26 protein-coding genes are annotated in these 22,876 nt (G+C 72.5%); 13 read left to right on the top strand and 13 right to left on the bottom strand.

Going from position 1 to position 22,876, the window contains the following annotated elements; genetic code table 11:
• Nucleotide 1 precedes the first annotated feature (1 nt).
• A complete protein-coding gene (locus tag ABZ893_RS26355) occupies nt 2-412 on the bottom strand; it encodes a rodlin (RefSeq protein ID WP_361407975.1) in 411 nt (136 codons plus the stop codon).
• Nucleotides 413-650: 238 nt separating this feature from the next.
• On the opposite strand from ABZ893_RS26355, the gene ABZ893_RS26350 reads away from it, so the two are divergent.
• The 3 genes from ABZ893_RS26350 to ABZ893_RS26340 all read left to right on the top strand — a co-directional run bounded on the left by ABZ893_RS26350 (nt 651) and on the right by ABZ893_RS26340 (nt 2,347).
• On the top strand, nt 651-1,064 hold the full coding sequence (locus ABZ893_RS26350) for a rodlin (RefSeq protein ID WP_361407973.1): 414 nt from the start codon (nt 651-653) through the stop codon (nt 1,062-1,064).
• Between the two features lie 272 nt (nt 1,065-1,336).
• The gene (locus ABZ893_RS26345) at nt 1,337-1,519 is read left to right on the top strand and encodes a chaplin (RefSeq protein ID WP_361408294.1); all 183 of its coding nucleotides are present in this window, start codon (nt 1,337-1,339) and stop codon (nt 1,517-1,519) included.
• 96 nt (nt 1,520-1,615) lie between these two features.
• Entirely contained in the window at nt 1,616-2,347 is a 732-nt protein-coding gene (locus ABZ893_RS26340) for a chaplin (protein WP_361407972.1), read from the top strand.
• Nucleotides 2,348-2,772: 425 nt separating this feature from the next.
• Here the strand turns inward: ABZ893_RS26340 and ABZ893_RS26335 are convergent, their stop codons facing one another.
• Nucleotides 2,773-4,038 (bottom strand): NAD(P)-binding domain-containing protein, encoded by a 1,266-nt coding sequence (locus ABZ893_RS26335; protein ID WP_361407970.1) that lies wholly within the window; start codon nt 4,036-4,038, stop codon nt 2,773-2,775.
• On the bottom strand, nt 4,023-5,276 hold the full coding sequence (locus ABZ893_RS26330; protein WP_361407968.1) for an ATP-grasp domain-containing protein: 1,254 nt from the start codon (nt 5,274-5,276) through the stop codon (nt 4,023-4,025). Before ABZ893_RS26330 ends, ABZ893_RS26335 begins: the two co-directional genes overlap by 16 nt.
• A gap of 161 nt (nt 5,277-5,437) precedes the next feature.
• Between ABZ893_RS26330 and ABZ893_RS26325 the strand changes: the two genes are divergently transcribed.
• Nucleotides 5,438-6,769, top strand: coding sequence for a glycosyl hydrolase (locus tag ABZ893_RS26325; RefSeq protein WP_361407966.1), 1,332 nt, complete (start codon nt 5,438-5,440; stop codon nt 6,767-6,769).
• 34 nt (nt 6,770-6,803) lie between these two features.
• Here ABZ893_RS26325 and ABZ893_RS26320 read toward each other — a convergent pair whose 3' ends face one another.
• From ABZ893_RS26320 to ABZ893_RS26280, 9 genes are all read right to left on the bottom strand, one after another.
• Complete coding sequence (locus tag ABZ893_RS26320; RefSeq protein ID WP_361407965.1) at nt 6,804-7,928, bottom strand: GNAT family N-acetyltransferase; 1,125 nt, start codon at nt 7,926-7,928, stop codon at nt 6,804-6,806.
• A complete protein-coding gene (locus ABZ893_RS26315; protein ID WP_361407963.1) occupies nt 7,928-8,602 on the bottom strand; it encodes a lipopolysaccharide biosynthesis protein in 675 nt (224 codons plus the stop codon). Before ABZ893_RS26315 ends, ABZ893_RS26320 begins: the two co-directional genes overlap by 1 nt.
• Nucleotides 8,603-8,623: 21 nt before the next feature.
• The gene (locus ABZ893_RS26310; RefSeq protein WP_361407961.1) at nt 8,624-9,799 is read right to left on the bottom strand and encodes a glycosyltransferase; all 1,176 of its coding nucleotides are present in this window, start codon (nt 9,797-9,799) and stop codon (nt 8,624-8,626) included.
• Complete coding sequence (locus tag ABZ893_RS26305) at nt 9,796-10,497, bottom strand: polysaccharide deacetylase family protein (protein WP_361408291.1); 702 nt, start codon at nt 10,495-10,497, stop codon at nt 9,796-9,798. The genes ABZ893_RS26310 and ABZ893_RS26305 overlap by 4 nt, the downstream gene beginning before the upstream one ends.
• A gap of 85 nt (nt 10,498-10,582) precedes the next feature.
• Nucleotides 10,583-12,265: a lipid II flippase MurJ gene (locus ABZ893_RS26300; RefSeq protein WP_361407959.1), complete on the bottom strand. Its 1,683-nt coding sequence runs from the start codon at nt 12,263-12,265 to the stop codon at nt 10,583-10,585.
• Complete coding sequence (locus ABZ893_RS26295) at nt 12,262-13,512, bottom strand: O-antigen ligase family protein (protein WP_361408288.1); 1,251 nt, start codon at nt 13,510-13,512, stop codon at nt 12,262-12,264. The genes ABZ893_RS26300 and ABZ893_RS26295 overlap by 4 nt, the downstream gene beginning before the upstream one ends.
• 131 nt (nt 13,513-13,643) lie before the next feature.
• Nucleotides 13,644-15,137, bottom strand: coding sequence for an exopolysaccharide biosynthesis polyprenyl glycosylphosphotransferase (locus ABZ893_RS26290; RefSeq protein ID WP_361407957.1), 1,494 nt, complete (start codon nt 15,135-15,137; stop codon nt 13,644-13,646).
• On the bottom strand, nt 15,134-16,267 hold the full coding sequence (locus ABZ893_RS26285; protein ID WP_361407955.1) for a glycosyltransferase family 4 protein: 1,134 nt from the start codon (nt 16,265-16,267) through the stop codon (nt 15,134-15,136). Before ABZ893_RS26285 ends, ABZ893_RS26290 begins: the two co-directional genes overlap by 4 nt.
• A gap of 38 nt (nt 16,268-16,305) precedes the next feature.
• On the bottom strand, nt 16,306-16,593 hold the full coding sequence (locus tag ABZ893_RS26280) for a hypothetical protein (protein ID WP_361407954.1): 288 nt from the start codon (nt 16,591-16,593) through the stop codon (nt 16,306-16,308).
• Between the two features lie 296 nt (nt 16,594-16,889).
• Between ABZ893_RS26280 and ABZ893_RS26275 the strand changes: the two genes are divergently transcribed.
• From ABZ893_RS26275 to ABZ893_RS26235, 9 genes are all read left to right on the top strand, one after another.
• Nucleotides 16,890-17,132: a chaplin gene (locus ABZ893_RS26275; RefSeq protein WP_361407952.1), complete on the top strand. Its 243-nt coding sequence runs from the start codon at nt 16,890-16,892 to the stop codon at nt 17,130-17,132.
• Nucleotides 17,133-17,374: 242 nt separating this feature from the next.
• Nucleotides 17,375-18,028, top strand: a complete 654-nt coding sequence (locus ABZ893_RS26270) for a hypothetical protein (RefSeq protein ID WP_361407951.1) — start codon at nt 17,375-17,377, stop codon at nt 18,026-18,028.
• A 268-nt stretch (nt 18,029-18,296) separates the two neighbouring features.
• A complete protein-coding gene (locus ABZ893_RS26265; protein ID WP_361408285.1) occupies nt 18,297-18,581 on the top strand; it encodes a hypothetical protein in 285 nt (94 codons plus the stop codon).
• Between the two features lie 84 nt (nt 18,582-18,665).
• Nucleotides 18,666-18,911, top strand: a complete 246-nt coding sequence (locus tag ABZ893_RS26260; RefSeq protein ID WP_361407949.1) for a chaplin — start codon at nt 18,666-18,668, stop codon at nt 18,909-18,911.
• A gap of 254 nt (nt 18,912-19,165) precedes the next feature.
• Complete coding sequence (locus ABZ893_RS26255; RefSeq protein ID WP_361407947.1) at nt 19,166-19,666, top strand: DUF5949 family protein; 501 nt, start codon at nt 19,166-19,168, stop codon at nt 19,664-19,666.
• 51 nt (nt 19,667-19,717) lie between these two features.
• The gene (locus ABZ893_RS26250; RefSeq protein ID WP_361408282.1) at nt 19,718-20,356 is read left to right on the top strand and encodes a vitamin K epoxide reductase family protein; all 639 of its coding nucleotides are present in this window, start codon (nt 19,718-19,720) and stop codon (nt 20,354-20,356) included.
• A 112-nt stretch (nt 20,357-20,468) separates the two neighbouring features.
• Nucleotides 20,469-20,978 (top strand): hypothetical protein, encoded by a 510-nt coding sequence (locus tag ABZ893_RS26245; RefSeq protein WP_361407945.1) that lies wholly within the window; start codon nt 20,469-20,471, stop codon nt 20,976-20,978.
• Nucleotides 20,979-20,995: 17 nt separating this feature from the next.
• On the top strand, nt 20,996-21,451 hold the full coding sequence (locus ABZ893_RS26240; RefSeq protein WP_361407944.1) for a tyrosinase family oxidase copper chaperone: 456 nt from the start codon (nt 20,996-20,998) through the stop codon (nt 21,449-21,451).
• 80 nt (nt 21,452-21,531) lie between these two features.
• A complete protein-coding gene (locus tag ABZ893_RS26235; protein WP_361407942.1) occupies nt 21,532-22,389 on the top strand; it encodes a tyrosinase family protein in 858 nt (285 codons plus the stop codon).
• A 75-nt stretch (nt 22,390-22,464) separates the two neighbouring features.
• On the opposite strand, the gene ABZ893_RS26230 is transcribed toward ABZ893_RS26235, so the two are convergent.
• Nucleotides 22,465-22,761, bottom strand: coding sequence for a chaplin (locus ABZ893_RS26230; RefSeq protein ID WP_361407940.1), 297 nt, complete (start codon nt 22,759-22,761; stop codon nt 22,465-22,467).
• Nucleotides 22,762-22,876: the final 115 nt, after the last annotated feature.

Below are 22,876 nucleotides of genomic sequence, written 5' to 3'. Positions count from 1 at the left end.
GTCAGTTGTTGCCGACGCCGTTGCCCGAGAGGACCGGGATCTGGTCCAGGATGTGCGAGAGGGGCTCGTCGCCCTTGGCCTGCGTGGAGTTCTCGACGCACTGCTGGTTCTGCGGGGCCGACAGGATCGGGATGTCCTGCACGGAGACCGGCACGACGCCGACGAGCGAACCGACGTTGGCCTTGGCCGGGAGGCCGATGCAGGGCTTGTTGAGCGAGCCCTGGATGAGCGCCATCTGCGGGCTCATGTTGCCGTACGTGGCGGAGTTGCCGTAGGCCTGCTCGGCACCGTTGCCGCTGAAGGACGTGGTGCCGGTGTCGTTGCCGGTCGCCATGGCCTGGGGGGCGGCGACGGCCGAGATACCGGCGACCGAGGCGGCGACTGCGGCAGCCGCCATGACCTTCTTCATCATGATGTTTTCCCTTTCTTGTGGCCCCCGACCCGGGAGCCCCCTGCCCAACTCCGATTTACGCACATGGTTGTCCCGGTTCACCCTCACGGGTTCACTCAGGGTTCTCTCGAAAAAAATGACAATCGGTCGATCATTTTCCGCGTGCACGGCCCGACCGAGTGAAGGGCCGCAACCATTGCGCCGACGGGCCTGTTGACCAGGGAGCGTTAACTGACGTCTGTCGAAAAAGGAACAGAAAATGCTCAAGAAGGCAATGGCAGCGGCCGCGGTCGCCGTTTCGGTCGTCGGCGTCTCGGCTGCGGCAGCTCCTCAGGCCCTGGCCATCGGTGACGAGTCCGGCCCCACGTCCTCCAGCGGCAACGGCGCCACCCAGGCGCAGGGCAACTCCACGACCGACGGGGCCCAGAGCCCGCAGCTCGGCGCGGTCCAGGGTTCGCTGAACAAGCCCTGCATCGGCCTGCCGGTCAAGGGCAACGTGGGCCCCGTGTTCGGCCTCTTCGTGCCGGTCTCCGTCCAGGACGTCCCCGTCCTGTCCGCGCCGCAGAACCAGCAGTGCGCGGAGAACTCCACGCAGGGCAAGGGCGACGAGCCGCTCTCGCACATCGTGGACGACATCCCCGTCCTCTCCGGGAACGGCACCGGCAACGGCTGATCCGGTCTCCCGGGAATCCGGCCTCCCGGCCTCCCGGAAACCCGGGCCGTCCGCCTTCGCAGGCGGGCGGCCCGTTTTCTTTGCCTCACGGTTGCTTCGAACCGGCTGCTCCGAGCGCGTTCTTTAACGCGGACGGCTCAATTCTTTCCGCTTAATCGCTCGTTTTTCATACCGAGGTCCTGGCGTCCGTCATGACCTACGAAAGAAGGGTAGAGAGAGTGACTCTCAAGAAGAGCGCGACGATCATCGCCGGTGCTGTGCTGGCTCTCGGTATGGCCGCTCCGGCGTTCGCCGACTCGGGTGCCGAGGGTGCCGCGGTCGGTTCGCCGGGCGTCCTTTCCGGCAACCTCCTGCAGATCCCGGTCCACGTACCGGTCAACGTGTGCGGCAACTCCGTCAACGGGATCGCGGGTCTGAACCCGGCCATCGGCAACGCCTGCGCCAACAACGACTGATCCCTCGCCCCGGCCGACAGGCCGTGGCTGAGCCGGCCTTGGACGCCTCGAACTCCAAGGCCGGCTCTTTCATCTAGCGAGCAGGAAGACCACTCAATGCGACAGGCCCTGAATTTGGGAATGGTCGCGGCTGCCGCCGCGACGAGCATTCTGTCCCTGCCCGGCTCGAGTGCGTTCGCCGCGTCGGGCGCGGACGGGCAGGCGGCGGGCTCCCCCGGCATTCTTTCGGGCAACACGGTCCAGGCCCCGGTGGACGTCCCGGTGAACGCGTGCGGCAACAGTGTCGACGTCGTCGGCGCGCTGAACCCGGCGTCCGGCAACTCCTGTGCGAACGAAGGCGGTTCGCGTCCGGTGTCCGCCCAGGGCACCGGTTCCGACCGCGCCGCCGCCCCCTCGTCCCGGGGGAACGACAGTGGCGGTGCGCACGCGGGCAGTGAGACGGCGGGCTCCCCCGGCATCCTGTCGGGCAACTCCGTACAGGCACCGGTGGACGCTCCGGTGAACGTGTGCGGGAACACCGTGGACGTGACCGGGGTCGCCAACCCCGCGATGGGCAACGGCTGTTCCGACGGAGTGGCCGCGCCCGAGGACAGCTCCGAGGCCGCTCCGCCCGCGGTGCGCAGCGTGGAGCCCCCGGTCACGAAGCAGCCGCCGGCGGCGCAGGGCCTGACCGAGCCCGAGGCGCGGGCGGCCCATGTCATGGGCGGGCACGAACGGCTGGCCCAGACCGGGACCGACCAGAACGTGCTGGCCGCAGCGGCGGCGAGTGCGGCGCTGCTGATCGGCGGCGGGATCCTCTACCGGCGGGGACGCGGCGCCGCCGGGTGACTCCCTCGCCGTACGCCGGGCCGGGAAGAACCACCGTCATGTTTTTCCCGGCCCGGCGGAGAGGGCCGCCTCGCTGCCGACCCGCGGCGACATCGCCGACGGCTGAGGGGGGAGACAGCGGGGGCCCGTCTCGCATCCCGGCCAGTCCACCACCGCGTGGCCGCCGCTGGAGAACCGATTCACCCGTACGCCCCGACCGTCACTCCAAAGGACGCCGCCGGCGCGAACGCAGCGGCGGTGGCCCCGGTCATCTGTCCGACGCGTTCAGTGTTCGGCCGCCGGTGCGTGCTCCCGCGCCGCCCTGCTGCCCGGCAACGTGACGCCTGCCGCCGGGCGTTCTTCCCTGAGCCGTCGCCGGACGCCGCGCACGAGGCAGGGGCCGTGAACAACGCAGCGGCGGCGGTCCCGTCATCTGTCCGACGCCTTCAGCGTTCGGCCGCCGGTACGTGCTCCCGCGCCGCCCTGCTGCCCGGCAACGTGACGCCTGCCGCCGGGCGTTCTTCCCTGAGCCGTCGCCGGACGCCGCGCACGAGGCGGGGGGCCGTGAACGTGGCGCCGTGGACGAAGCGCATCGAGGGGCCGTAGTCCGTCGCGGTGGTCAGGCCCGCGAGGAAGAGGCCCGGCACACGGGACTCGAAGCCGGCGCCGACTCGGGGGGCCGCGTGCCGGTCCGGGCCGAGTGCGGCGCGCAGTGCGGGCGTGAGGATTCCCATGCGGGCGTAGGTCGCGCGGAAGCCGGTCGCCGCGATGACGTGGTCTGTCTCGAACTCCGGGGGCCCGTCGCCGGGTCCCGAGGTCGCCACCCGCAGCCGGCCGCCGTACAGCCGCGCCTCGCGGATCTCGCGGCCGAGGTGGATGTCGACGCGGCCGGTCACCCGGTCCCGTACCCACCAGGCGCCCGCCGGGCCGAGGGCCGTCGCGGTGACGCGGGCGCGGGTCGTCTCCGGGAGGTGGCGGAAGGCGCCGGGCAGTTCGGCGTAGAACCAGTTGCGCCAGCCGCAGCCGAGGCCGCTGTGCGGGGCGCGCAGGGTCTGCCACCAGGGGCGGGCCCACGGGGGCGGGAGGGTGTTCCAGGACAGGGCCGTCGAGCGGGCCACGATCCTTACGCGCGTGCCCTGTTCGGCGAGGAGAGCCGCCGTCTCCAGGGCTGCCTGGCCCGCGCCGACGACGGTGACGTCCTGGTCGCGGAAGCGGGCGAGGTCGCTGTGGTGGCTGCTGTGGGTGACCAGGGACGGGCCGAGGCCGCGCAGCGTCCCGGGGATCTCCACGAAGGGGAGCACGCCGACGGCGAGGGCCACCGCGCGGGCGCGGACGAGTTCGCCGTCCTCGGTGCGCACGGCGTAGCCGCCGGGGCAGGTGTCCACGGTCGTCACCGTGCGCTCGTCCACGGGCAGCGCGGCCGAGCGCGCGAACCACAGCCCGTACGCGGCGAACGTCTCGACGGGGATCGGCTCGCCATGGCGGGCCGTGGTGCCCTGGAGCGCGCAGTACGCGTCGAGGCCGAAGCCGGCGCCCGGGGCGGAGAGGTGGGACGCCCAGGGTTCCGACTTCAGGAACATGCCGCGCGGCATGTGGTCGCGCCACGAGGCCATGGGGCGTCCGAAGACCCGCACGTCGAGGCCGGCGGCCGCCGCGTGGGCGGCGACGGACAGCCCGTAGGGGCCCGCTCCGACAATCAGCAGGTCGTGCATGAGCGGCAGCTCGCCTTCTCTTCGTCCATCACGGGGGTCGGGTGCGGGTGTTCATCGCTCCCGGACTGCGGTACGGGCGCCCCGCGCCACAGGCGTCCGGCCACGTGGCGGCACCACAGGCCCGCCATGGCCAGGCCCGGCCCGGGGTCGTCGCGGCTGTACCAGGCCAGTTCGCGCCCCGCCCGCGCACCGCGCAGCGCGCTGAACGGCGCGTAGTTCTCGACCACGAACATCCGCCCGGGGACGGTCCGTGGCGCGGGCGGCCGCCGGTACGTCAGGTCGAGGTGCAGGGCCCGTACGACGTCCAGGCCCGCGTCGTCCGCGAAGAGGCGGAACTGGGCGCCCGGGCGCGGGTTGAGGTCGAGCAGGCAGTAGCGGCCGGTGCGCGGGTCGACGCGGAAGTCGGCGTCGAGGATGCCTCGGTAGCCGAGCGTCGTGACGAGCCGGTCGACGAGTGCCTCCAGGTCGGGATTGGGGACCCAGCGGCCGACCGTCGTCAGGCCCGCGCCGCGCGGCCAGGAGCGCTGCTTGCGGCCCGCGCCGCCGCCGCGCAGCACGCCCCGGCGGTCGACGTGGCCGTGGAAGAACCAGTCGCCGCCCGCACTGGCGGGCAGGTACGCCTGGAGGAGCAGCCGGCTGCCGGCCTCCCCGGTGCGCTCGTACAGGGCGGCCGCCTCGTCCGCGCTGTGGAGCACGCGGGTGCTGCGCAGGCCGGTGCCGGGCGGGACGAGCCAGGGGCGGCTCCACTTGGCGACGACGGGCAGGCCGAGTTCCCGTACGGCCGAACGTGCCTCCTCGGGGCTTTCCGGGGTGACCGTGGCCGGGTGGGAGATGCCCGCCGCCGCGCACACCTCGGGGAGCCTGGCCTTGTCCGCTACGCGCTCGGCGAGGCCGGCGGGCTGGTCGGGCAGGAGGTAGCGGGTGAGGAGTTCGGCGCGCAGCCGGCTCACCGCGACGGCTCCCGCGTCGTCCATCGGGATGAGGACGGCGGGCCCGGCGACCTGTGCCGCGACCCGGCGGAGCACCGCTCCGACCTCGGCGGGCGGCGCGTCCGGGCCCGGCGGCGGGTGCGCCCCGCTCAGAAATCTGGACCGGCGTACGGGACTTCGCTCCGACGCGGCCACCACATGGACGTCGACGCCGGCGCGGCCGAGGGAGCGCACCGCGCCGAGCGTCCCGTGGTGGAAGGGGTTCGGGTCGATCCGCAGCAGCACAGCGGGAACGCCGTCGTCGAGCACGCGGGGAGATTCCTTTCGTGTGGTTGACCGAGCTGACCGGGCTGACCGGGTTGACCCGTACGGGCGACGAAAGCGGTGCTCGGGGTGGTCTCCCGATGGCGCGTCACGCGTTCATATGACTGAGTGTCAGCAATGCAGGAAGTGCGGCACGAGGAGTTGGCATGTCCCCACAACGCCGAAGGACCATGGGCCGGCGCATCCCGTTGAAGGCTGCCGGGATCCTCGCCTCAGCGGTGATCGTTTCCGGTTCCGTCAGCGCCGGGTCGGCCGCCGCCGCGCCCCGTGACACGCCGCCGGCCGGCTCCGCGTCCCCCGCCCCCGGTACGCAGCCGCCGCCCGCACCCCCCGGATCCACCCCGCCGGCACCGGCCCCCACGCCGGGCCTCACTCCGCCCCCACCGGCCACCCCGACGCCGCCCCCGACCCAGACCCCGACAGATGGGGTGACGCACCCTCAGCCCGGCCCGGTCTACCCCGCGTTCGGCGCCTACCTGGACTACGGGCCCGCCGGCGTGACACGGATGGCGCAGCTCAGCAAGTGGCTCGGCGGGTCCGAGCTGCGCGTCGGGCACACGTACCTGCCGGGGGACCAGTGGAGCAACATCGAGGGCGCCCCCGGGTTCCTGGACTCCTGGGCCAAATGGCGGCAGGCACGCGCCGACCGCATCTTCGTGCTCAACGTCCCGATGCTGGAACGCAACGAGGACCATCTCGGCGACGCCGAGGTCCGCGCGCTCCTCCAGCGGGGCGCGGCCGGCGAGTTCGACGAGCACTTCCGTGCCCTCGCCAAGCGCCTGGTCGGCCTGAAGGTGCCCGACACGGTGATCGTGCCGGGCTGGGAGATGAACGGGACGACGTACACCCACCGGTGCGGGCCCGACCCGGAGGCCTGGAAGGCGTACTGGAAGCGGATCGTGACCGCGATGCGGTCGGTGCCGGGGCAGAAGTTCCGCTTCGACTTCACGCCCAGCCGGGGCCGGGACGCCGTCCCGTGGACCAAGTGCTATCCGGGTGACGACGTCGTCGACATCGTCGGCATGGACTCCTACGACCAGCCCGAGGGCGAGTCGTTCGACCGGCAGATCTCCGAGCCGTACGGGCTCCAGGCTCAGGTCGACTTCGCCAAGGAGCACAAGAAGGCGATCTCGTATCCGGAGTGGGGTCTGTTCCGCAACGGCGACAACCCGCAGTACATGCAGCGGATGCTCGCGTGGATCGACCAGCACAAGCCGCTCTACAACACGCTCACCGACTACTGCCCGCACGGGGTGTGGCAGTGCGACGACAACCCCAAGGCGTCGCAGGTCTACCGCTCGGTGCTCTCCGGGCGCCTCGAACCGTCGGTGCCGGAGCCCACGGAGCCGGCGACGCCCGTGACCCCGCCGGTCACCCCGCCGCCGAACTGCGCGCCGCTCGACTTCGGCGACTGGGTGGAGTACTGGCTCGGCGGGAAGCTGTGCGTGCGCTTCGACTGGTGGTCGCGCAACTCCTGAGCCGCCCCGGCCGTGACCGGTGGCGGCAGGGTCCTCAGGAACTGTCGCCACCCCGGGCCTTCCACGCGGCGAGCGCCTTCTTGGCCACGCGGCGTGCCGTGACGTCGCCGACGGCGAGGGCGAGGCCCGGCGCCGTGGTGGGGCGGGCGAGGACGAAGCGCTGGTTGACGACGCTGTGCGGGCGCCAGTGGTGCTTGTACGGCTCGTCGCCGCGCAGCAGGCTCAGGGCGCCGGAGTCACGGTCCTGGACGTGCTCGCTGCACGAGCGCAGCAGCATCGTGGCGACGTCGGCCTTGCGTTCGCGCAGGCCGGGGTGGGCGCCGTAGAGGTAGCCGCCGGCCAGGCGCGGGGAGAGGAAGGTCAGGTCGGCGGCGAGGACGGTGTCGTCGATACGGAACTCGGTCACGATCGCGTCGCCCGACCTGGCCATGAGCGCGACGGAGCGGGTGAGGTGTTCGCCGAAGCGCGGACGGAGGTGTTCCGTCGTCACCTTGCGGCCCTGCCACTGGAGTCGGTGCAGCTCGACGAGGCGGCGCACCGAGCCGTCGACCTCGTCGTACGGGACGACGCGGCGCTCGATCCCGAGGGCGTCGAGCTTGCGCATCTTGGCGCGGGCGCGCTGCGCGCGTGCCCTCGGGAGGCGGCTGACGATGTCGTCCATCGGTACGGGCGGCAGTTCGAGGCAGAGCGAGTCGTCGAGGCGGCGCTTCGGGCCCGGCCAGCGGTCGTAGAGGCGCTCGACGGCGCCTCCCGGGCGGACCTCGCGGAAGTCGATGACGTGGGTGAGGGCCAGTCTCCAGAGCGCGGACTGGAGGGCGTGGGCCGCACGGCGGGACAGGTCGGCGGCGCGGCTGTCGTCGATCAGGACGTCGCAGAAGTCGGAGATGCTGCCGCCGAGCGGGACGAGGGCCGGTACGGGACGCCACCGCCGCATCAGCGGAGCGGCGGCCACTAGCCGGTCCCCGTCGCGGACCAGGACGACGCACAGGCCGCGGCCCGTTCCGTACGAGAGCCACCACGAATGCAGCCAGGCGTGGCTCTGGAACGGGGTGGCAGTGCGCGAGCCTCGGTACAGGGTGTGCCATTCCGCGTCCAGGGCGCCGAACCGCTCGCCGTCGGAGCACACCTCGACCGTGAGGCCACTGTTCTTCAGTCTCATCAGACGGTGCCCTGCAGTTCGGCGGCGGGCGCCGGGGCGGGGGCCGGGCCGGGGACGGTCGCGGTCGGCTCCCGGTGCTCGCGGCGCGGGCGCACCAGCATCACGAGCCCGCCGAGGAGACCGCCCGCGCTCGCGCCCACGAGGGCGGTGACCAGCGGGGACAGGGACGACGGGGACGTGGGCTCCAGCGCGCGCGAGAACTGCAGGAGCTTCACCTTGGTGCTGTCCTGCGTGTGGTCGGCGGCGACGGTCAGCGCGCGTGCCACGGCGTTGGCCATGGCGGCGGCCTGGCCCGGCCGGGCGGAGGTGGCGGAGACGGCGACCATCGGCGCGTCCGGCGAGGTCTGGGCGGTCACGCTGTCCTGGAGGGTCTTCACGGGGACGCCCGCCGACACCTGGGCGTCGCCGAGCACCGCGATCTGCGTGGCGACGCGCCCGTAGGCCTGGGCGAAGCCGAGCGCGGCCTGCGGGTCGGACTTCTCGTCGGGCACGGCGATCACATAGCTGGTGGCGGAGTACGTGGGCGTCTTGAGTACGCCGTACAGGCCGCCGGTGAGGCCGCCCAGGAGGACCCCGGCGACGATCAGGGACCACAGGGGGAGGCGCTTCACGCGGGCCGCCGTCCGGGCGAGCGGACCGGCCGGGCGGACCCGCCGGTGAGGAGCGTCGGTCATGTCTTACTCACTCTCGAAATCTCAGGGTCTCGAAGTCGCGGGGTCTCGATGGGGGTCTCGATCAGGGCTGCGCAGGTGGCCGCTCACCGCCGCCTCGTACAGCCGCAGGTGCTGTTCGGCGGAGCGCGTGATGCCGTAGTGGTGTGCCGCCGGTGACGGGGGGCGGGCGGACGGGCGGGCCGCGAGGATCCGCAGCGTCTGCTGTGCGAACGACTCGGGGTCGCCGGGGACGCGGACGGCGGCCGTCTCCAGGTGCGGCGGCAGGTCCTCGACGGCGGGGCAGGTGACGTAGAGGACGGGCAGGCCGGCCGCGAGTGCCTCCACGACGGCGAGGCCGAACGCCTCGTCGGCGGACGGGGAGGCCAGCAGGTCCATCGCGCCCATGAGGGCCGGGAGGTCGGGGTCGTCGACGCGGCCGGACGGGGAGGCGTACGGGCGTTCCCCCGCGAACACGACCCGCCGCCCGACCCTCGCCTCCCGGGCTAGCTCCCGCAGCCGCCCCTCTTCGGGCCCGCCGCCGACGAGCAACAGCCTTACGTAGTCCGGCAGTTGAACCATCGCCCGTACGAGGATGTCGAACCGTTTGCCGGGCACGAGGCGGCCCACCCCGCCCACGACGAAGTCGTCCCGGTGCAGGCCGAGTTCGTGCCGGGTGGCGGTGCGGCGCTCCGAGTCGTGGGTGAAGCGGCCGACGTCGATGCCGTTGGGGACGACGTGGATGCGGTGCCGGGGGACGCCCCACCGGGCGAGGCGCTCGGCCACCGACGGGGAGACCGCCAGCGTGGCCCGCCCCACGCGCTCGCCCGCGAGATAGAGCGCGCGGACCCCGGCGGACAGCGGGCGCCCCTCCATCTGGCTCTCCCCGAGCGAGTGCTCGGTGGCGACGACGGCGCGCACCCCGGCGAGGCGCGCGGCGAACCGGCCGTAGACGCAGGCGCGGTACAGGTGCGTGTGCACGAGGTCGTAGCGGCCCTCGCGGACCAGCTTCGTGAGCCGGGGCAGGGCGCCCAGGTCGCGGTTGCCGGTCATGCCGAGGTGCGTCACGCGGACGCCGTCGGCGGTGAGGCCGCGGGCGACGGCGCCCGGGTTGGTCAGGGTCACCACGTCGCTGTGGACGGGCAGATGGCGGAGCAGGAGCCGCAGCTGCTGTTCGGCGCCGCCGGTCCCGAGGCCGGTGATGACGTGCAGGGTCCTCATGTGCGGGCCTCCGAGGCGCTGACGGAGCGGCGGCGCAGGCGGTGCAGGCGCAATTTCAGCTCCAGGCGCCAGGGCGCGTCCTCCTGGCCGACATGGAAGCGGGGCAGCGCGAAGGCGCCGGTGAGTGTGCCCGGCGAGATGGCGCAGGCGTAGCGGTACCCGGCGCGGCGGACGGCGTCCACGGCGCGGCGGTCCACATGGCCGTACGGGTAGCAGAAGCCGTCGGCCTCGCGGCCGGTCAGCTCCGCCAGCCGTCTTCGGCTGCCCTCGGTCTCCTCGCGCAGCACGCGGTCGTCGGCGCGGGTGAGGTCGACGTGGGTCAGGCCGTGGGAGCCGATCTCGACGCCCGCGGCGGCCGCGGCCCTGATGCCGCGCTCCGAGAGCAGGGGTTTACGGGGGCCCAGCGCGTCCCACTCGTTCTCGCCGCCGAGGCGGCCGGACAGGACGAACAGGGTGGCGCCGCAGTCGTAGTGGCGCAGGAGCGGCAGGGCGTTCTCGACGAAGTCGCCGTAGCCGTCGTCGAAGGTGAGGGCCACCAGTCCGCGGTCGGTGCCGCGGGCGCGGGCTTCGAGGAGCTGCGCCACGCTCACGGCGCGGAGCCCGCGCGTACGCAGCCAGCACAGCTGTTCCTGGAGGCGTTCGGGGGAGACGGTGATGCCGTACGGGTCGTCGCGGCAGTCGTCCACGGAGTGGTACATCGCCACCCACAGCGGCCGGGCCGGCAGCAGGTGCCGGGTGCGGGCCACGGCCCGGGAGGGGGTTCTGGTCTCGGTGCGTCCTGTGTCAACGCGCATTCCGGAGCTTTCTGGTCATGGAGCGGACTACGGGGGCCAGGGGCGCCAGGCACTCGGCCCGCAGCGCCCACAGCAGGACGGAGAACACGGCGAGCACGGCGAGACAGCCGGCCGCGCCCGCCGTGACCGGGGACGGGCAGGAAGCCGCGGCGAGCAGTCCGGCCCCGGTCGCGCCCACGGCGGCGACCATCGGCTTGACCAGCTCGGACAGCACCTTGGGTACGTCGACGGGGACGCCGCGCCGGTTCACCGCGGCGAGCAGGAGCACGGCGGTCAGCGTGATCCCGAAGGCGTTGGCGGCGGCGATGCCGCGTACGCCCCAGGGGCCGACGGCCCACGCGCCCACGCCGGCGGTGGCGGCCATGCCGAGGGCCATCGCGCCGACCGGGTACCAGGTGGGGCGGCTCCCGGAGAAGTAGGAGCGGACCAGGGCGCCCACCATGGAGTGGCCGAGGAGGCCGAGGGCGTACACGCGCATGACGGAGGCGGTGGCGGCGGTGTCGGCGGCGGTGAACGCGCCGCGCTGGAACAGGACTTGGACGATCTGCGGGGCGCACGCGACGACGGCTGCGGCGCCGGCGAGGACGACGCAGGCGGCGAGGCCAAGGTCGCGCTCGACGCGGGCGCGGGCCGCCGCGATGTCACCGCGCGCCACGGCCTGCGCGACGACGGGGAACGTGACGGTGCACAGCATCAGGGAGAGCACCATCGGCAACTGGGCGATCTTCTGGGCGTAGTTGAGGTGCGAGATGGCGCCCGGGGCGAGCGACGACGCGAGGAAGCGCTCGATGAAGACCTGCGACTGCCGGCACAGGGCGAAGGCGAGGACGGCGGCGATGAGGGCGAGGCGGAGGGCGCGGGGTTGGTCGAGGGCTTGGTCAGGGGTGTGCTCGGGGATGGGTCGGCCGGTGTCCGCGACGCGCTCCGCCGCCTTCGCCGCCCTCAACCTCCGCCGGAACGCGGGCAGTTGGATCGCCACCATCAGGAACCCGCCCACGGCAACCCCCATCGCCGCCGACCGCACCCCCCAGCGCGCCCCGCCCGCGAGCATCGTGGCGATGATGCCGACGTTGTACGCGACGTAGATCGCGGCGGGCGGTACGTAACAGCTGTGGGCCCGCAGCGCCGCGCTGCAGTAGCCGGTCAGGCCGAACGTCAGGACGCAGGTGGCCGTCAGCCGGGTGCAGTCGACGGCGAGGCCCGGGTCGGGCAGGCCGGGGGCGAGCACGTGGACGATGCCGGGCGCCCCGGCGATGAGCAGCACCGCCGCCGCCAGGAACGCGAGGCCGAAGCGGGGCAGTGACGTCGAGACGAGGGCCCGTACCGGATCGCGGCCGGCCGCCTGCGCGCGGCGGGCGATGGCCGCGCTGAACGCCGGTACGAGGACGAACGCGAGGCCGTCCTCGATGAGGAGCGTGGACGCGAACTCCGGGACGGTCCAGGCCACCAGGAAGGCGTCGGTCTCGGTGCCGGCGCCGAAGAGGTGGGCGAGGGACTGGTCCCGGGCGAGCCCGAGGACCGAACCGGCGGCGGACAGCAGCGCCGTGAGCAGCGCGGCCTTGGCGAGGCGGCCGCTCAGGCCTTTGGCGCGCGCGGGGGCGGGCGGTGCGGTGGCGGCCGCCTGGGCGGGGACGGCGGTACGGGTGGAGCCGCCCGCGGTGGGAAGGGTCACCGCGGGCCCGCCTCCTTCAGGGGCGCGAGGCCCCACGACGCGGCGAGGCCGATGACGAGTCCGGTCAGCACGGTCGAGGGGCCGCCGATGTCGGCGTACACGAAGTCGACGAGCTGCCAGAGGAGGAGGCCGCAGGCGACGAGGGCGCAATCGGCGGCGCGCTCACCCCTGCCCGACGCATCCCGCCCGAGCCTCCGCAGCCCAAGAACCAGCAGCGCCAGCCATCCCCCCGCAATCCCCACAAGGCCGACCAGCCCCTGCTCACTCAGGATCAGCAGATACATGTTGTGCGGCGACAGCAGCGGCTGCTTCTCGAACGCGGCGCCCGCGCCCGCCGTGTCGCTGCCCGAGGAGAGCGCGAGCGAGGCGTGGCTGTCGCGGTGGGCCGGGAATCCCTTGAGGCCGACGCCCGTCACGGGATGCTCGCGCCACATGTCGACCGCCGCCGCCCACATCGTGTACCGGTCGGTGACGGACTGGTCGGGGGCGTCGGTGACCTGCGTGATGCTGCTCATCCGTTGCTGGAGCATCGACGTACCGACACCGAGGCCGCCCACCAGGACGACGGCGGCCGCGGCGGCCACGGCGAACAGGCGGACGGCGCGCCGCACTCCGCCGAGCAGCACCTGTGCGCCGCAGGCGACGACGGTCGCGATCCACGCGCCCCGGCTGAACGACAGGGCCAGCGGCACGAGCAGCGCGAGGGCGCACAGCAGGGCGGGCGTGCGGCGGGCCGCGTCGCGGGCGCCGAGGGCCAGGCCGACGGCGGCCACGAGCCCGTACGAGACCACTGTCGCCATGCCCATGACGTCCGTGGGCCCGAACGTGCCGACCGCGCGGATGTCCTCGCCCATGTACGAGGCGCCGGTCCCGGTGAGGTACTGCTCGACGCCGATGACGCCCTGCCACAGCGCGAGTCCCACGAACGACCAGGCCAGGAGCCGGAAGTCGCGGCGGTCGCGGACCAGGACCAGGACGGACACGGGGACGAGGACGAAGATCTGGCAGTAGCGCACCATGCCGACGAGCGCCGTCGACGGTGAGTCCGCGCCGGCCGCGGCGAGCGCGATCCCGACGACGGGCAGCCCGAGGACGACGGCGGCGGTACGGGTCAGGGGCCGCTCGGCGCGCCGCACGGTGACGGCCACGCACACGGCGACGACGAGGCCGGACACCGCGTCGGAGAGGCTGCCGCCCCCGGACCCGGCGGTGCCGGGCGCCATGGGCAGCCCGAGCACGGCGACCATGAGGACGGCCGGGAGCACGGGCGCGTACCGGCCGACGGCGGCGACGAGCGCGGCCGCCGGTGCGGGCCGCGCCCCCGTGGTCGCATGAGCCGTACGCGGACCGGCGTCCGCGGCGGTGGCGGTCACCCGGGTCAACTCCCCGTGGAACGGACGAGCGCGGCCGCCGTGCGGACCAGGATGCTGACGTCCTGCCACAGCGACCAGCTGTCGATGTACGCGTTGTCGAAGCGGCAGCGGTCCTCGATCGAGGTGTCACCGCGCAGTCCGTGGATCTGGGCGAGCCCGGTGATGCCGGTCGGCATACGGTGGCGCGCCGCGTAACCGGGATACGTCTCGCTGAACTGCATGACGAAGTACGGGCGTTCGGGGCGCGGCCCGACGAGGCTCATGTCGCCGCGGAAGACGTTCCACAGCTGGAGCAACTCGTCCAGGGAAGTGCGCCGCAGGAACCGGCAGAACCACCGCATCCGCTGCTCGCTGGCGACGCTCCACCGCGTGGCGGACTCCATCGCGTCGCTCGGCCGGTGCGTACGGAACTTCAGCAGCGTGAACGGCTTGCCGTCCTTCCCGATACGTTCCTGCCGGAAGACGACGCCGGGCCCCTCGGTGACGCGCAGCCACACGGCGCACACCAGCAGCACCGGGCTGACGAGGACGAGCAGGGCCCCGGAGACGACGAGGTCGAGAGCACGCTTCCCGGCACTGCCGGGCCGCGCGGCGGGCGACGCCGGCTGCGGCCGGTACCGGAACCCGGCGAGGTGCCGCGAGGGGTACGGGTACGCGGCCGGGGCGGTCGGGGCTTTCGGGTCCAACTCCCATACGGCGCAGTCGTGTTCGGCCAGGACGGACTGGCAGGCGGCCCAGTCGGGCGAGGGAGAAGCTGCGCCGACGGGTCCGTCGAGGAGGATCACCCGCCGCACCCCGTTCTGGATGACCGCGCGGCGCAGTTCGTCGGCGGTGGACAGGACGGGCAGCTCGGGGCCGTCGCCGGCCGGGCGTTCGAGCTCCTTGGCCGCCAGGATGCCGACCGGGCGGACACCCGAGCGCGGGTGGCGCAGGAGCGCGGCGGCGACCTGCCGGGCGGCGGTCCCGGGGCCGACGATGAGGGTCGGGCAGGGGCGGCGCGCCGCGGCCTCGCGGCGCCGCCAGTAGACGATGCCGCGGCAGGCGCCCGCGAGGACGCAGTGCAGCACGATGCCGCTCCCGAGCGTGGCGGCCGGCAGCCGGTCGAGCTTCGGGAGCGCGGCGAGCCCGGCCGCCATGACGCACCAGACGGCGACGACGCGTCCGGCGAGCGCCGGCAGGTCGTCGAGCAGGAAACGGTGCACGTCGGAGCGGTAGAGCCCGGCGCGCGCGTTGGCCGCCGCGACGGCGGCGACCAGCGCGATCACGAGCAGGGGGTGGCGCTGGACCGGCTCGATCACCAGGGTGCCGAGCACGGCCGCCGTGGCGTCCGCCGCGAGGAGGGACGTGCGGGAGGAGTGGCGCTCGGCCGGAGGCCGGCCCGCCTGGGACAGCCGGCCGCCCGCGGCGGCGCGTGGCGGGATGACCGCGGCGAGCAGGGTGCTCGTGGCAGTCGCGCGTGACTGCCCCGCGGGGGAGGCAACGGTACGTTCCGCGGTCACGTGTTGAGGGGCTCCCTGCACTCGGTGGGCTCCGCGCCCAGTAGTTCGCGGTACACGTCTGCGACCGCGTCGGCGGTGCGCCGTACGTCGTGGTGCGTGCGGGCGTGCCGGAGGGCCACCTCGCCGAGGGCCCCGAGCCGGTGGGGGTCGCGCAGCAGACCGGTCAGGGCACGCGCGAGCGCGGCCGGGTCGTCCGGGGGGACGAGGCAGTGGGGCGCGAGGTCGGCGGGCATGGACTCGCGGGCGCCGTCCACGTCGGTGACGACGGCGGGCCGCCCGCAGGCCATGGCCTCCAGGGGCGCGAGCGCCATGCCCTCCCAGCGGGACGGCAGTACGACGAGGTCGGCCTGCCGGTACCAGGGCACCGGGTCGCCCGCCCCGACGAAACGCACAGCGGCGGTGGCCTGCCGGCGCAGCGTCTCCGCGTCGGGTCCGTCCCCGACGAGCACGAGCCGCGCCCTGGGGAACCGCTCCTGCACGAGGGGCCAGGCGCGCACCAGGACGTCCTGCCCCTTCTGCCGGCAGATGCGTCCGACGCAGACCACGAGCGGATCGGCGGTGGCCTCGCGCGGTTCGCCGCCGGGGGCGAAGCGGGTGAGGTCGACCCCGTTGGGGATGACGTCCCAGCGCGCGGTGATCCCGGCGCGCTCGCCCGTGGCCCGTTCCGCCTCGCTGACGCACACGACGCGGGAGGCCCAGCGGGCGCCGCGCCGCTCCCAGGCCAGGGCGAGCCGGGCGGTGGGACCGTCGACGGCCTCGAAGGACCAGGCGTGCGGCTGGAACACGGTGGGGACCTTGCCGCGTACGGCGAGACGCGCGGCGAGTCCGGCCTTGGCGCTGTGCGCGTGGACGACGGTCGGCTTCACCTGGGCCACCAGCTTGGCGAGGCCGCGCACTTCACGGGCGATGCCGGGCCCGGGCGAGCGGGTCGCCTGCCAGGGCAGGACGTCGCAGCCGATGCTGCGCAGGGAGCCGGCGAGGGGGCCGTCCGGCGGGCAGGCCACGCTGATCCGCATACCGGCGCCGAGCTGGGCGCGGGTCAGATCACGGACGACGCGGGCCACTCCGCCGTCGACGGGCTGGGTGACGTGCAGGACACGGGGTCCGGAGGGGGTCGCTGTCAGTTGCATACGCGTTTCCCTTGGTCATGGTGCTGGGGGGAAACGCGCTAGGGCCTGGCGTCGACTGCCGCGAAGAGCACGCCGGTCCAGGCCGTGTCCCGCCGCGGCGTCATCCGGAGGCCGAGTCCCGGCCCCCGCTGCCTGCTGCCCCTGGCGACCGCGAAGACGTCCGAGTCGTAGCCGGGGGTGCTGGCGTACGCGGGAGTTCTTCGCGGCTGCGCGCGTCCCGGTTCACTGATGCTCGAACTGAGCACGTCTTCCGCGGAGTTGGCGGTGTTCCGCAGCACGACGGGTCTGGCCCGGCGACTCAGGAGCGAGCCGAAGGGATGACGCATGACCGATTCCCTTTCAGGGACGAAGAGCTTTTCAATCACGGAATGAGAATGCGAAAGTCACATTTAAATGGTGCCACTTGTGCGATCGCCTCGCCGAGCTGGGAGGTGAGTCACTGTACCGACCGATGAGCATTTAACCGTGAAGCTCGTCATGTGTGTCGGAATGGTGAAAGCAGTTAAGTCAATGGCGCTCCATCACCCGATCGGGGGCGAAACCCCGCACCGGGAACAAGCGTTGAGCCACGCGCCGGGACTTATTCCCGGAGACGTACCAACCGACCGAGGAGCTCTTCCCCATGTCGCGTACCGCGAAGGCCTTTGTCTTTTCCACCGTTGCCGCCGCAGCGCTGGCCGGCACCGCCGGTGTCGCCGCCGCAGACGCCGGCGCGCAGGGTGCCGCCACCAACTCCCCCGGTGTCCTCTCGGGCAACATGGCCCAGGTGCCGGTCCACGTTCCGGTGAACGTCTGCGGCAACACGGTCGACGTCATCGGTCTGCTGAACCCGACCTTCGGCAACCACTGCGAGAACAACAACTGATCCGGTTCCCCCGGACCCTTCCGCGGCCGCCCCTTCGGGGGCGGCCGTTGTTGTGTGCGTTGCGCCGTACGGGGGGTGTTCCCGAACGGATCGTCAGCACCCCGAACGGGCGCCCCACCTGGCACGACACGCCGAGAGGCGAGGGGGATGGCGCACGGCGTGTCGCGGCTCGGTTGCGCGGTGCGTTCAGCCATCCGACGGTGGTCACAAGATCGGAAAAACACCACCGAAAGAGATCAACCATGCCTTCTCAGCCCGTACGGCGCTTCGCCACCGCCGCTCTCTGCGCGACGATCCTCCTCGGCACCGCCACTCCGGCACTCGCCTCCGAAAGCGATCCGGGACGCGCCACCGGCGTCGAGGCCCTGCGCGCACCGGTCCCCGGAGCGGACGCGCTGCTGGGCCAGGCGTCCTCGCTCGGCGGCATGAGCTCCGTGATCACCCCGGTCACCGACCTGCTCACCGCCGTCCTCAAGGCCGACAACGGAAAGCTCTCCGCGGCCGACGCACAGAAGCACGCCGACGCGATCAAGGCGGCCATCGACGCCGTCAAGGGCGCCGCCCCCGCCACTCCCGTGACCCCCAAGTCGTCCGGCCCCAACGCCGCCAAGGCCCCGATGGACGTCAAGAGCGACGCGCTCGCCGCCGTCCAGTCCGCGGTCGACGCCCTGATCAAGGCGTCCACGGCGGGCGACGTGGCCGGTGTGGCCACGGCCGCCACGGGCGTCGTCACCAGCCTGGTGAACCTGCTCGCGGCCACCCTGCTCGGCGGCGGACTGCCCGCCGCGAACCTGCCGGGCCTGCCGAAGCTGCCCTCCCTCCCGTCGACCGGCCTCCCCCTGCCGTCCACCGCCTCGCTCCCGCAGGCCCCGGCGCTGCCCGTCGCACCCTCCTGACAGGGGCGCGTCCGCGACAGAGCGGGCGCCCTCACCCTCCCGTCGCGCCGGTCCTCCCCCGGCGCGACGGGCTTTTCATGTCCGGCCCGCCGCAGTTCGGGGACCCCGCGCCGACAATTCACCTCTTCGTAAGTCTCATATGAAAACTCCAGGGAACTTCGTTCGTGTGGGTTCCGCGAATACTCGGGACCCGGAGTTTCCATTGCCGGAAATGCTCGTTGAGCCTTCCGTCGCCGGTGACAAGTCGTCACCGTAAGGAAGGAACATGATGAAGCCCCTGAAGGCCGCCGCCGTCGTCGCCGGATCCCTGGTCATCGCCGGTGCGGCCGCACCCGCTTTCGCCTCCGACCTCACGCCGACGAGCCTGAACGGCGCGGTCGACACCCTCAGCCGTCAGTCGGTGCTCGACGCCCAGCCGCTGCACACCAACATGCTCGACACCCAGCAGGGCGGTTCGGTCCTCAACACGGTGCAGGGCACGGCGGACAAGCTGAACGACGCCGGTGCCGGTGCCCCCGCCGGTCTCCTCGGCGGCCTTCCCCTCGGCAAGTAGCGCTCCGCGCGGGCGTGTTCCTGCCGTCCGCCATGCAAATCACTCCATAAGCTGCAAAAAACTCCAATCGGGAAGGCTTTTCTGATGAACTCCGCCAAGAAGGCTGCTCTGGTCATGGCTGCCGCCGGTCTCGCGGCCGGTGCCGCCTCGGGCAGCGCCTTCGCCGTCGACGGTGCCGGCGCCCAGGGCGCGGCTGTCGGTTCCCCCGGTGTCGGCTCGGGCAACTTCGGCCAGCTGCCGATCCACGTCCCGGTCAACGTCGTGGGCAACACGGTCAACGGCATCGCCGGTCTCAACCCGGCCTTCGGAAACGCCGGCGAGAACAGCTGACACCCCAGGTGCGCACCCCCGCGCGCACCGGCTGACAGCCCACAAGAGGCCGGACCCACCGCGTCGAGCGGACAGGGACCGGCCTCTTGGCCTGTCCGGACCGGTCTCGTGGCCGGTTCAGCGCGGGCGCCTGGCTGGTTGCGCTTGGCTGTTGGCCTGTCCGGCGCCGGCGCCTTCTCGTTCGAGTGGGCGGCGTTAACCCAAGCGGGTGAAACGTCGGCGGGGCGCCCGGCGAGCGTGGCTAATCTGCCGTGGTGACTTCAACGCCGACTGAGAACCGCGCCTTCCGCGCCGCCGACCTGGGCACCCTCGCCGTCATCGCCTGGAGCGGCGAACACCCGGACGAGGCAGGGGACATGCCCTTCCTCCTCGCCTACTCCCTCGGGGACGGCGCGGGCGGGCAGGAGGCATCGACCGAGGCCGTGCGGACGCTGCTCGAGAACAACGGCCTGCCCGTCGGCAAGGTCGTGGACGCCACGCGCAACCCGAGCTTCCCCGTCTCGCTGCTCGTCGAGGCCGGTCAGGCCGTCGTCAACATGCCCTATCTCAACGCCCAGTGCGTCGCGCCCCCCGAGTGGCTCGCCGCGGCGGCCGAACGCGGTTACGCCTACTTCGTGTTCACCACCCGCCCCTGGACGTCGGCGGTCCCCGGGAGCCCGGTCTCCGAGTCGGACCTCACCTCGTTCGCGGGGGACGAGGAGACGCTGACCGGCGCGGCCCACTGCCTGCTCCCCGTACGCAAGCTGCGCGTCTGACAAGTAAGGAGCCGCCCGATGGGAACCACGAGGACCGAGGGAAGCCCGGACATGATGCCGCGGCAGTCCGAGCCAACTCGCTTTGATGAGCGATCAGTTGATGCGCCGAACGCCGCCGAAGGCGCTTCGCTCGGGCTCGCCCTGCTTCTGGTGATCACCGGCGCGGCGGGGCTGCTCGCGGCGTGGGTCATCACCCTCGACGAGTTCAAGCTGCTCAAGGACCCGAATTTCACGCCGGGTTGCAGCCTGAATCCCGTGGTGTCCTGCGGCAGCGTGATGAAGAGCGCCCAGGCCTCGGTGTTCGGGTTCCCGAACCCGATGCTGGGGCTCGCCGCCTACGCGGTGGTGATCGGAGTGGGGATGAGCCTGCTGGCGCGGGGGCGGTTCCCGCGCTGGTACTGGTTGACGTTCAACGCGGGCACGCTGTTCGGCGTCTGCTTCTGCACCTGGCTCCAGTTCGAGTCGCTGTACCGGATCAACGCGCTGTGCCTGTGGTGCAGCCTCGCGTGGGTCGCCACGATCACCATGTTCTGGTACGTGACCTCGTACAACGTGCGCAAGGGATTCCTGCCCGCGCCGCCCTGGCTCCGGTCCTTCTTCGGCGAGTTCACCTGGGTGCTCCCGGTCCTGCACGTCGGAATCATCGGAATGCTGGTTCTCACCCGTTGGTGGGATTTCTGGACCAGCTGAAGCTCCGGCTGGTTCCACCGGCTGGGGGAAGTTTGCACTGATCTCGCCCACCGGGTCGTTAGTCCTTTCGCGGTGACAAGTGCCGCGAAGCCCGAAAGGATCCGTGCACACCATGAAGTCAACTGCCCGAGGAACATTCGCCGTACTGGCCGGCTGCCTCGCAGCCGCGGGCGCGGGGGCCGCCCCCGCCGCCGCGAGCGGCGGCCAGGTACCCGTACCCGTCCCGCTGAACGGTGTGGAGAACGCCCTCCACGTGAAGGCGCCCGAGCTGTCGACCGGGGTTCCGGTTCCGCTGCCGGGCCGGCCCGAAGCGCCGCGGTTCACCACGGGACACATGCTTCCCCAGCCGCTGCTGCCGGCCGTTCCGCTCAGCACCGAACTGCCCGCGACCCGGGTCGTGGCGCCGCTGTCCGATCTGACGGGGGATCACAAGATCGATCATCTGGGCCTGGCCACTCCCGGCTCCCCCGTGCAGACGGCGACCCCCGGCGCGTCGGTGAACCCGCCGCTCTCCGGTCCGCGGGCCGACCGGATGGGGCTGCCGGACGTGGCGCTGCCGCAGGCCGGGCTCGAATCGCCGCTCCTGAAGACGACGCCGGGCGCGGTCCTCGACCTCGCATGAGGATGCGGAGGGGCCAGATGGTGCAGAGGGGAAAGCGAGTGGGTGCCGGAACGTCACGCCTGGGTCCGGTCCGCGCCGGCGGAGGGGGCGTCCCCCGCAAGGCCGTGGTGCGGGGGGCGATCGGGATCGCGGTGGCCGCCGCCGTGGTGCCGGCCGCCGCGCTCGTCGGCCGGGCGTTCCGCGAGCCGCACGACGACGAGAAGGCAGCCGGCGCGGACTTCGAGGAGACCTACCGGGGACGCCATATCCGCGGTGAGCGCGGCGCGATGTCGATGCGCGCACACGCCGACGCCTCCGGCGCCCATCCCTGGAACGTCACGGTCGACGGCCGGCCGCTGCATCTGATGCGGCGCGCCGACGGCACCTACCTGAGCATGGTCGACCACTACCAGTCGTACGCCACCCCCCTGGGCGCCGCCCGGGGGGCCGTGGACGAGCTCGGCGACCAGATGCTGCGCCGCGACGCGCTCTGAGTACGGCGACCGGATTACGGCGACCTGATCGCGGCGCCCGAGTACGGCGGCACGCAGAACGACGATGAACGGGGACGGCGTTGGTCTACACGCGGCAGAACCAGAGCACGCTCACGACGGCGCAGAAGAAGCGCTTCGTGTCCGCGGTGCTCGCGGTCAAGCGCTCGGGACAGTACGACGATTTCGTGCGGATGCATGTGGAGTTCTACATCGGCGACGGGGACGGCGGGCATCCGGTGGCGCACATGGCGCCGACGTTCCTGCCCTGGCACCGCCGCTTCCTGCTGGAATTCGAACGGGCACTGCAGAACGTCGACCCCGGGGTTTCCGTCCCTTACTGGGACTGGACCGTGGACCGCTCGCCGCATTCCTCGATCTGGGGTGAGGGTTTCCTCGGCGGGAACGGCCGCCGTTCCGACAAGCGCGTGATGACGGGGCCGTTCGCCTACGACAGCGGCAACTGGAACATCAACGAGGCGGTGACGGAGGGCGAGTTCCTGACCCGCGAATTCGGCCGCCCACGCGACCCGATGAATCTGCCCACCAAGGACGAACTGGAGTGGGCGATGCGGGACTCGCTCTACGACTCCGCCCCCTGGAACTCGACCTCCTCGCGCGGGTTCCGCAACAAGCTGGAGGGGTGGACGTCGGGGGTGGGCAACGCCCGGTTCCGTAATCACAACCGGGTGCACCGCTGGATCGGCGGGCACATGCTGGGCGCCGCCTCCGTGAACGACCCGGTGTTCTGGCTCCACCACTCGTTCATCGACCTGCTGTGGGACCGCTGGCAGCGGCGGCATCCGCAGTCGACGGCCTTTCTGCCCGCGAGGAAGGCCTCGGGGACGGGGAGTGTGGTGGCGGGCGACCAGCCGATGCCGCCGTGGGACGTGAAGCCGCGGTCGCTCATCGGGCACGGGGATCTGTACCGGTACACATAGGAGGCCTTCGCCTCCGCTTTCGCCCATGGGAAAGGCCCCCGCGCAGCTGCGCCGGGGGCCTTTTTCAGGCTCTGATCAGTCGCCGTAGCCGTGGTCGCCGGTGCTGCCGCCGTTGCCGCTGCCGCCCTCGTGGTCGGTGTTGGCGCAGGTGTTGCCGAAGGCCGGGTTCAGCAGGCCGATCACGCTCACGGTGTTGCCGCAGACGTTCACCGGGACGTGGATCGGGACCTGGACCGCATTGCCCGAGATGACGCCGGGCGAACCGACGGCCTCACCCTGGGCGCCGGCGTCGGCCATGGCCAGGCCGGCACCACTGATCACCACGGCGCCGGTGCCGAGCACGACAGCTGCGGCCTTCGCGATGCGAGACATCACGTTCTCCTTTTACTGGGTACATACGGCCGCACAGTCGCGTCCGCACGCCGGTTCAACGGATGTGCGTGCGTCAGGTCACGGCCGAAACGTGCCCCGTCCGGCGGACTTCTAT

Source organism: Streptomyces sp. NPDC046821, assembly GCF_040645335.1.
Classification (GTDB): Bacteria; Actinomycetota; Actinomycetes; order Streptomycetales; family Streptomycetaceae; genus Streptomyces.
Note: the sequence above shows the minus strand (reverse complement) of the source record. Positions and strands in the feature narration are given on the sequence as shown.